General features: G+C 40.9%; 11 protein-coding genes and 2 tRNA genes. 7 read left to right on the top strand and 6 right to left on the bottom strand.

The window, feature by feature from the left end:
• The coding region (locus tag NZ896_05500) for a hypothetical protein (protein MCS7116910.1) at positions 1 to 524 on the top strand (524 nt) is incomplete at its 5' end.
• A 120-nt stretch (positions 525 to 644) separates the two neighbouring features.
• Here the strand turns inward: NZ896_05500 and NZ896_05495 are convergent.
• Positions 645 to 758, bottom strand: a tRNA-Leu gene (locus NZ896_05495).
• Positions 759 to 814: 56 nt separating this feature from the next.
• Positions 815 to 1819, bottom strand: coding sequence for an alanine dehydrogenase (ala, locus tag NZ896_05490; protein ID MCS7116909.1), 1005 nt, complete (start codon positions 1817 to 1819; stop codon positions 815 to 817).
• Positions 1820 to 1961: 142 nt separating this feature from the next.
• On the opposite strand from ala, the gene glmM reads away from it, so the two are divergent.
• The gene (glmM, locus tag NZ896_05485; GenBank protein MCS7116908.1) at positions 1962 to 3338 is read left to right on the top strand and encodes a phosphoglucosamine mutase; all 1377 of its coding nucleotides are present in this window, start codon (positions 1962 to 1964) and stop codon (positions 3336 to 3338) included.
• 22 nt (positions 3339 to 3360) lie between these two features.
• On the opposite strand, the gene NZ896_05480 is transcribed toward glmM, so the two are convergent.
• From NZ896_05480 to NZ896_05470, 3 genes are all read right to left on the bottom strand, one after another.
• Positions 3361 to 3540 carry a hypothetical protein gene (locus tag NZ896_05480; GenBank protein ID MCS7116907.1) on the bottom strand — a complete coding sequence of 60 codons (180 nt, stop codon included), beginning with the start codon at positions 3538 to 3540 and terminating at the stop codon, positions 3361 to 3363.
• Between the two features lie 69 nt (positions 3541 to 3609).
• Positions 3610 to 4578 carry a thiamine-phosphate kinase gene (gene thiL, locus NZ896_05475; GenBank protein ID MCS7116906.1) on the bottom strand — a complete coding sequence of 323 codons (969 nt, stop codon included), beginning with the start codon at positions 4576 to 4578 and terminating at the stop codon, positions 3610 to 3612.
• A 16-nt stretch (positions 4579 to 4594) separates the two neighbouring features.
• The gene (locus NZ896_05470; GenBank protein MCS7116905.1) at positions 4595 to 5926 is read right to left on the bottom strand and encodes a hypothetical protein; all 1332 of its coding nucleotides are present in this window, start codon (positions 5924 to 5926) and stop codon (positions 4595 to 4597) included.
• Positions 5927 to 6035: 109 nt separating this feature from the next.
• Between NZ896_05470 and NZ896_05465 the strand changes: the two genes are divergently transcribed.
• The 4 genes from NZ896_05465 to ftsY all read left to right on the top strand — a co-directional run bounded on the left by NZ896_05465 (position 6036) and on the right by ftsY (position 8348).
• Positions 6036 to 6122, top strand: a tRNA-Thr gene (locus NZ896_05465).
• A gap of 117 nt (positions 6123 to 6239) precedes the next feature.
• Positions 6240 to 6905: a translation initiation factor IF-6 gene (locus NZ896_05460; protein ID MCS7116904.1), complete on the top strand. Its 666-nt coding sequence runs from the start codon at positions 6240 to 6242 to the stop codon at positions 6903 to 6905.
• A 91-nt stretch (positions 6906 to 6996) separates the two neighbouring features.
• On the top strand, positions 6997 to 7437 hold the full coding sequence (pfdA, locus tag NZ896_05455) for a prefoldin subunit alpha (GenBank protein MCS7116903.1): 441 nt from the start codon (positions 6997 to 6999) through the stop codon (positions 7435 to 7437).
• Between the two features lie 5 nt (positions 7438 to 7442).
• Positions 7443 to 8348 (top strand): signal recognition particle-docking protein FtsY, encoded by a 906-nt coding sequence (gene ftsY / locus NZ896_05450; protein ID MCS7116902.1) that lies wholly within the window; start codon positions 7443 to 7445, stop codon positions 8346 to 8348.
• A gap of 177 nt (positions 8349 to 8525) precedes the next feature.
• Here ftsY and NZ896_05445 read toward each other — a convergent pair whose 3' ends face one another.
• Positions 8526 to 8927 (bottom strand): helix-turn-helix domain-containing protein, encoded by a 402-nt coding sequence (locus NZ896_05445; protein ID MCS7116901.1) that lies wholly within the window; start codon positions 8925 to 8927, stop codon positions 8526 to 8528.
• 98 nt (positions 8928 to 9025) lie between these two features.
• Here NZ896_05445 and NZ896_05440 point away from each other — a divergent pair.
• Positions 9026 to 9208: pyridoxal-phosphate dependent enzyme (locus NZ896_05440; GenBank protein ID MCS7116900.1), on the top strand; the 183-nt coding region annotated here is incomplete at its 3' end.

The raw sequence follows: 9208 nt of genomic DNA, 5'->3' as shown, positions 1-9208 counted from the left end.
ATGAGAATATCGATAAGGTATTTATAAGAATCGATGATTCGATCGAGCACGAAGTGACCGGTCTTAAAGAGTTTAGATGGGATACTACACTCTTATCTGATGGTGTACATACGATAGAGGTTAAAGCTATAGATAGGGCCTCAAATATCGGTAAAGCGAGTATCGATGTTGTTACCAATAATGTTAAGCTCGCCATACTGAAGATGATCGAAAGGGCCGAATCGAATATCGAATTGGCGAAGTCGGCTTTCATCCTAAATCCGGAGGCAAGAAGCTTGATCCAAAGATCGGAGAGTGCCTTGATCGAGGCGAGAATCAAATTGGAAGAGGGTGATTATGATAAAGCTAGACTATTGATTGGAGATTCTAATTCATACATCAATTTAGCAATAAGTTTAGAAGCGGGCTTCGTACAGACTTTACTCACACTTCTATCGATCATCTTTACTACGGTGATGATCTTTCTAATCTACTTACTATGGAGACAACGAAAGATTCTGAGTAGGATTATCACAAAAAAGTAGACGTAGATCGTGGAAATCATGAATGATCGTTAAGCACCTTATATTCCGAGTAGATAAAGGATAAATCGAATCTTATCGAGTACAAAATCAACCCTCACCACATAACGTAATATTATGGTGTGGTGCGGGGGGTGGGATTTGAACCCACGAACCCCTAAGGGACAGGAGTTCTGCGAGCCTCCTCAGTCTCGCCCACAAAGACCTGCGCCTTTGACCTGGCTTGGCAACCCCCGCCATTAAAACAAAACACACCTTCATACTTAAAAAATTATACCTCTAAAGCACTCAGTTCATAAGGATATTAGATTCATATTCATACCAATATTCAGCTCCTTCGCTTTCTTATAGACCAGATCGGCTGTAGCTATATCTGCAATGGCAACTCCAGTAGAATCGAAGATCGTAACCTCATCTTCAGATATTCTACCCTTTACCTTCCCGATGATGAGGTCGCTCAGCTCTCCACAGATATCTTCTTTAGAGATGATACCTTTCGAAATGGGGACATTCACTTCACCACTATGTATCGCCTGCTCCATATCATCGACGATGATCCTTGAATTCTTCAATATTTGAGGATCGAGCTCCTGCTTACCGGGTGCGTCGGCACCTATGGCATTGATATGAGTCCCCGGCGCGATCCATTCCGCCTTCACATGAGGAAATCTCGTAGGTGTTGTTGTGGCTATCACATCCATACCTTCTACAGCTTCACGCTCCGATTCAACAGCTATGAATTTTACATTTGGATATTTGATACTCATTTCATTGACAAAGTTCAACTTCACCTTTTCATCTATATCATATACGTACACTTCTTCGAGCCTGAGGACCTCTAGGGCAGCCATAAGTTGATAACGGCCCTGTACACCAGCCCCTACGAGCCCGAGCGTTTTTGAGTCCTTTCTACCCATATACTTCGTCGCTACGCCGGCTACCGCACCAGTCCTCATAGAAGTGATCATCGTACCATCCATTATAGATAAAGGGAAGCCCGTTTTAGGATCTACAATTACAATCGTCGCCATAATACTAGGTAGATTGTACCTTCTGTTATCTGGGTGAACATTCACGATCTTTACACCAGATATGTTAAGACCTTCAAGGAAGGCGGGCATGACCCTCAAATCACCATTGTATTTTTCATAGTAAAGGTATATCTTCGGAGGGCATTGGACCCTCCCCAAACCTTTCTCTCTAAAAGCCTCTTCTACAACTTGAATGACTTCAGACATCGTAATCATACGTTCAATATCTTTCCCACTCAGCAATACGGTATTTAATTTGAGATTCAAAGTCCAATCTTATTTTTATAGGACGCTTTTTATGAATCTTTTCACCATATTTTATAGTCTTTAATTACTAAATCCCGAATGATTGAGATCCAACAATGAATAAATTTTAGTATAAATACTGCATCAAAAAGTATAGATGGTTATGATCGAGGAGCGAAGATTTTTTGGGACCAACGGTATTAGATTTAAACCCGGTATCGACTTTGGCTTAGACTTTGTAATAGAAATGGCCGAAGCTATTGGTACTTACTTCGCTAAAGGCCCTATACTGGTCGGGTACGATGGTAGAATTACCAGCCCTATGATCGCCAAAGCCGTCATGGCCGGGTTGATGAGTGTGGGATTACAAGTCGGTGATGCGGGGCTCTTACCTACGCCAGCCCTTCAGTATGCAACGAGCAAGTTAGGTTACAACGGTAGCGTAATGATAACCGCTTCACATAATCCACCCGAGTACAATGGGATCAAGGTAATGGGTTCTGACGGTGTAGAAATTTCGAGAGAAGATGAACTTAAGATCGAAAGGATCTTCTTAGAGAAGAGTATTAAAAGAGCCGATTGGCGATCGGTAGGGATACCACAACAAGAGACTAAAGCGTTGAGTACCTACATTCAAGGTATACTTTCACATGTAGATGCAGATTTGATCGGTAGCAAGAAATTTAAAGTGGTATTAGATTTGGGAAATGGTGTCCAATCACTCGCTGCGCCTTACATTTTAGAGAGGCTCGGTTGTGAAGTTATAACGATCAATAGTAATATCGATGGTGAGTTTTCTGGAAGGGGTGCCGAGCCTACAGTAGAAACATTAACCGGCCTTTCTAAATTGGTAAAGGCCCATAATGCAGATCTAGGTGTTGGTTATGATGGAGATGGTGATCGTAGCATCTTCTGTGATGAGGATGGTGTAATTCATACGGGCGATCGTAGTGGTGCAGTGATCATGGATTACGTATTATCGAGAAGACCCAAATCCCTAGTAGTTACAACTGTGAGTACCTCACAGATCATCGAGTATATAGCCAATCGGTACGAATCGAAGGTTGTGAGGACTAGGGTAGGTAGTGTGGATGTGTCAAGGAAGATGATAGAGCTTAAAGCTCTATTTGGTATAGAAGAGAATGGTGGTTGCTTTTATGCACCACACATCCCTGTGAGAGATGGTGCAATGTCAACCGCTTTGATGTTAGAATGTATGGCCCGAAGAAATCAAAAACTTTCACAACTCATCGGAGAATTGCCACGATTCTATCAAAGGAAGGCTAAATTTGCATGCCCCAACGAGTTTAAGAACCAGGTCATGAAATCGATCGAAAGGTACGCTGAAGGAGAAGTAGAACGTATCGATGGTATCAAGTTGTGGATCGATAGATCTTCATGGATTCTCTTAAGGCCTAGTGGTACAGAGCCATTGATAAGGGTCTTTGCCGAATCTGATGATGAGAAGAAGCTTGAGGATCTTATCTCAAGATTTTCATCTATAATTGAAGACTCTATAAAAAAAGTAAGGGGTGGCTAGGGTAAGCTAGCTAAAGGCTAGCTTACTTTATTCCTAGATCGGGGAACTCTGCTTGTTTCACTCCTAGCTCCTTTTGAAGAGTTCTGATCCTCTCAGCGTACATCTTCATCTTTTCAACGTCCTTCTGGACCTTAGCGATCTTGTATCCTTTCCATGCTTTCTTTAGAGCACCCCATGTTTGACCTTTTGTATACTGTGGCATACTTCATCACTCTCATTAATATGAGATATGAGAAGTGAGATATAAACTTTTCATCAGGATGAGGCCGATTCAAGCCAAATGAATCCAGCCCTTTCTCAATACTGGTTTGACCCCTTTTTCACTTACTAAAAAGACATTCGGAGGCCCTTCTATAACCCTCCCTATCTCTGTCAACTGAATCGACAAATCCCTCGCTATGAGCATCGCTTCATCAACCCTATCCTTTGGTAAAGTAGCCACAATTTCATACTCCTCTCCACCATAGAGTATCAACTCTTCAACATCTATACCATGCTTTACTGAGAATTGGATTATCGAATCTGTCGTAGGGAGTCTATCGATCACTATGCCTACATTGCTCTGCTGAGCAATTTCATACAATGAGATGGCAAGACCATCACTGGAATCTATCGATGCAGATAAAATATTTGAAAGTCTTATGCCTAGATCGAGCCTTGCCTTCGGCATAAGGACAGAAGATATCGCTTGATCCCTGATGGAAGGATCTACCTTCAACCCTTCCAATAAGATCTTCAAACCTAACGGAGGATAACCGAATGCGCCCGAAGAAATTACTACATCGCCCGGTTTCGCTCCACTTCTTGGCACAACCCTTTCAGCAAAACCGAGCATGATACAATCGATTATAAGATCGTCTGCCTCGTTTGTATCCCCTCCAATTATTTCAATCGAATACTCTTCTTTCGCCATTTTGAATCCTTTAGCCAGTTCTTTAATCTCATTCATTGTGAAATTTCTCGGTATCCCGATTGAAATAAGAGCTGCCATCGGTTTAACACCTTTTACTGCAAAGTCACTTACACACATCACTATACTCTTTCTAGCCGCCTGCCATAAGCTCATACCACGTGGAACATCGGTCTTTCTTACGAGCATATCACACTTTACAACCAACTTTCCCTTCTCTACTGGGAAGTATGCTACATCATCACCAATATTTGAATAGATACCCTTCGGTTGACCTAAAACTTCAAGGAGAATGCGAATGATTTCATATTCATTTACAGAATTTACCAAATTTAACCCTCAACCTTCAACCCAACTCTTTTAACAATTTCTCAACCTTCGAAGAATAATGATCGATAAGAGATTCTGCTTCGCTTCTACTCTTCGCTTCTACAGAAATTCTCAATAGATCTTCAGTACGAGAAGGTCTGATCAAGACCCACGAATCTCTAGATATTGTTAATTTCACACCATCTAAAAGGTTTACATTATCTTCATTCTCAACCAGAGCCCGAATCAATGCGTTTACATCTACCCTCTCACATCTGATACTCCTCCTCAATTGGTAATACTTTGGTAACTTCTTCAAGATATCTTCAATACCAAACTCCTTCTCCAATCTAGCGATCAATACCGAAGCGAGCATACCATCTCTACACCAAGAAAAGTCCGATAGAATCAATCCACCACTACTCCCTTCACCACCTATCTTGCACCCCAATTCCATCATATACTTTACAATATTTGCCTCGCCGACGGGAGCATAATGAATCGACCCGCCTTCGTTGGTCACGATATCTTCGATCATCTTACTAGTATCTATACTTACTACCACCGACTTTTCTTTACTATTTTGTAGAATATACCATATCGATAGGGCGAGGGTGTAATCCGGCCCGAGTTTCACACCTTTACCATCTACGACGACCACTCTATCGGCATCACAATCGTAGGCGAACCCTACGTTACACCTTTGATCAACAACAACCTTTGAAAGATGGGCCAATTCATCTAAGGTAGGATCGATCTTTCGTGAGAATAGTCCGGGTATGCCGTTGATCACCACGACTGAGCAGCCAAGGGTTCGGAATATCTGCGGGATACTTTGGTACCCGACCCCTCCTCCAGGATCGATAGCGATCTTTAACCCCGAACACGATTTTTCTCCCACGTACGAAACCAAATCTTTGGGATAGATCGGACTCGATTGAAAGTAATTACCGACCTTTACAGAACCTTTATGTAGAGGTATAGAACGAATCTTTTCCAATTCATCCTTGAAAAGCCCCCTTCCTCCACTCGTAATGAACTTTATCCCATTCCATTCAGGAGGGTTATGTGAAGCGGTGATCATCACACCACCTGCCAAACCCCTTACACGAACCTCTCTGAAGATCGATGGTGTTGAAGTGATGCCCAGATCGTACACATCACACCCCTCTGCTAATAAACCTCCAATGGCAGCATTCGCAAGTAGCGCTCCAGAGCGTCTTGTATCCCTTCCAACCACGTAAGTACCTCTCCTAAAAGATCCGATTCGCCGAGCGAGCTCCATAACATAACTAGGTATAAGATCCTTGCCAACTATGCCTCTAACACCAGACTCGGAGATGATCAATTCCTTCATGATGATATTCAAACATTCTACATTTTATTTTTATTTTTTCTTTTTAGTGTATCATCATTTTGAATTATGTGACATCTTGAAAAATAAGATTTAAGTGATCGAAGATGATTAAAGAAACTTGGCCCTGGTAGCTCAGTTGGAAGAGCGATCGCCTCGTATCGAATGAAGGGAGAGCGATAGGTCGCGGGATCGAGACCCGCCCAGGGCTTTTAAACAAAAAATTTAAATCACTTACTACAAATAAATACTTAAAACATCGAGATGAATAATATCTTAGGATGTAATCCGTGTGATATTATCATCACGAAGATCTGGTGACTTTCTTATGGGAATCTATCTAATGAATATGTATCGAAGTCCCAATATAGGGATTTTTGCGAAGACCAATGAACGTTTTATCCTTGTTCCAAAGAGTTTAGCACCTACAAAGATCCAAAAATTTTCATCACTTTTAGGTGTAAAGCCTGTTAAGACTTCAATAGGGGGCTCAAGATTGATAGGCTCATTGGTCGCTATGAATAGTTATGGTATACTCGTCTCAAGATTCGCTGATGATGAAGAGATCAACACAATCAGAGAAGAGACCGATCTACCAGTCGAAAGAGTACCTTTTAAATATACATCTATAGGAAATCTTATTACTGCCAACGATTATGGTGCAGTAGTCTCTAATATTATTCCAAGGTCTGTGAGGGATTTGGTCGAAAAAGTCTTAAATGTCCCTATTAAGGTCATGTCTCTTTATAATCATTCTCAGGTTGGATCCATGATCGCGGCAAGCAATAGTGGAGCTATTATTCATCCATCGGCTTCACGTTCAGAAATCTCTCAAGTTGCTAGTATACTGAAGGTAGATGTTGAACCTTGTACGGTAAATGGTGGTGTACCTTATGTCTCATCGGGAATCCTTGTGAACTCTCGGAATGCCATCGTCGGTACATTGACGAGCGGTCCCGAATTGATGATCTTAAGCCGCGTCTTCAAACTTTGAAAATTTTCTTCCATCATTAGCCCTTCTACTTTCTATCTCTTCTATCTCTTTCTATTTAACAATCAAACTTAAATTGTAGTTATGAGCTTTCTTGAACCAGATAAACTTGAATGATGAAGAAAGGCTACAATCACTGATCGCTGAATTGAGGATGGTTGAAGCCCAATTGAACGTGGTGAACTCACAGATCTCTATAGTAGCCAATGCTATCATGGATAATCGTGCCGCTCTTGAAGCGTTAAAGAGTTTGCCTAAAGATAGTAACTCCGAAGCTCTTACACCGATTGGTGGAGGCGTATTTGTAAAGGCGAATATACTCCCTCCAACTAAGTTAGTGGTGAATGTCGGTGCAAATACCACCATCGAGAAGACCTATGATGAAACCATATCATTCATTGAAAATAGGTTAAAAGAATTGGAGAAGGTCATCTCTACACTTGAGGATCAAAGGATCTCTTATGCTAAAAGAGTGGAAGAGCTTCGACTACTCATAAGTAAAATGGTAGAAGAGATACAACGTAGACAGGGCTAGAAGTTATGTTTGAAAGACTCCGCTCAGCTATCAAATCTTTTACACAAGCTATTGCTGAACGTACTTTGAGTGAAGAAGAGGTAGATAAAATTCTCTGGAAGTTAGAGATGGAGCTTTTAGAGAGTGATGTCGCTTTAGAAGTGGCCCATGAATTGGTCGATAAGGTTAAGCGTGAAGTTGTAGGTGTAAGGATCGGGCGTCACACATCTTCAACCGAATATTTAAAAAAGTATCTCATGGATACGATTCTTAATATCTTTTTACAAACGCAACCTCCTGATTTGATCGATTTAATTCAGAAGAAGAAAGCCAAAGGTGAGCCTTACGTAATCATCTTTCTAGGAGTTAATGGTACTGGAAAGACGACCACTATAGCGAAGCTTGCCTACATCCTTAAGAAGAATGACTTCACAACAGTTTTAGCCTGTGCCGATACCTATAGAGCTGGTGCTATAGAGCAACTATCTGAACATGCAAAACGTCTCTCGGTCAAGATTATAACTCAAAAGTACGGTGCCGATCCAGCTGCGGTCGCTCGTGATGCAGTGTTATACGCAAAAACACACCGAATCGATGTAGTTTTGATCGATACCGCTGGACGTATGCAAACGAGTAGAAATCTGATGGAGGAGATGAGAAAGATAATTCGTGTTGTAAATCCAGATTTAAAACTGTTTGTAGGTGATGCCCTGGCTGGTAATGATATGGTTTCCCAAGCGAGAGAGTTTCAGAACTTTACGGGTTTTGATGCTTCTATCTTAACAAAGGTTGATGCCGATGTTAAAGGTGGTGCTGCCCTTTCTATAGCTTATGTGACGGGTAAACCCATCGCTTACTTGGGTGTAGGGCAAGGTTATGGTGATTTAATACCCTTTGATCCAAAGGAATTCGTAAAATCTCTTTTTGAATGAGTTAGGATTAATTCATTAAATAGAGTAGCCTTTCTTTGTTCCAGTGATCCATAAAAAGTTTGTCGTTTCCTATGACATGTGTAAATCGCATCATAAGGTACCATGGTTTTTAAGAGTGAAGAGATTATCGATCTTAATTTACTCAATTTAAAATGAAAGCTAATTTTTCCCTTTTTATCATAATTTGTTTACATTGTAAAATCCTTCACAAATTTTACATTCAACCTTTTTAAGCCCAGGCTCCATCGCTATATGTAATCTACAGAGAGTTAGTGAAATTCTCAAGTAGTAGCAGATTTTGCATAATGCTTTCATCAATTCAAACTCCGAAGTTTCATTAGAAGCTATCTTCTTCACTAAATTATCGATCAACGGAGTTATTCGCTCTCGTTCCACTTCGGTCAACTTCAAATTACCTCTTTTCTTCTTTATATATTGAGAGACGGCAGCCTTTGTGATGCCCAAATACTCGGCTACATCTTTCTGTTTCATTCCAAACTTCTCAATAGCTTCTTTCGCTATCCAGGCCCTTATCGTTGGAAGAATCAATGTACTTACCAATTCGCAAGTCGTCTTCATCATATCTAAATAAAACTTATACTTTTATAAAGTTAACGCCGTTAACTTTATAAAAACCGATTAAAGAAAGTATTGGATGACTATCAAAGGGTTAGTGTATGATCGTCGCAAGTAACATAACTGTGTTGATTGGCAGAACACCGATGGTAAGAATAAATAAGCTTACTGGACCGAATGATGCAACGATTTACGCAAAGCTTGAGTGGTTCAATATTGGCGGTTCTGTAAAGGATAGGATGGCGCTTTATCTCATAAAATATGCGGAAGTAGCAGGGAAATTG

This window comes from Nitrososphaerales archaeon, from assembly GCA_025058425.1.
In the GTDB taxonomy this organism is placed as follows: domain Archaea; phylum Thermoproteota; class Nitrososphaeria; order Nitrososphaerales; family JANXEG01; genus JANXEG01.
This window is presented reverse-complemented; position numbering and strand designations above follow the sequence as displayed.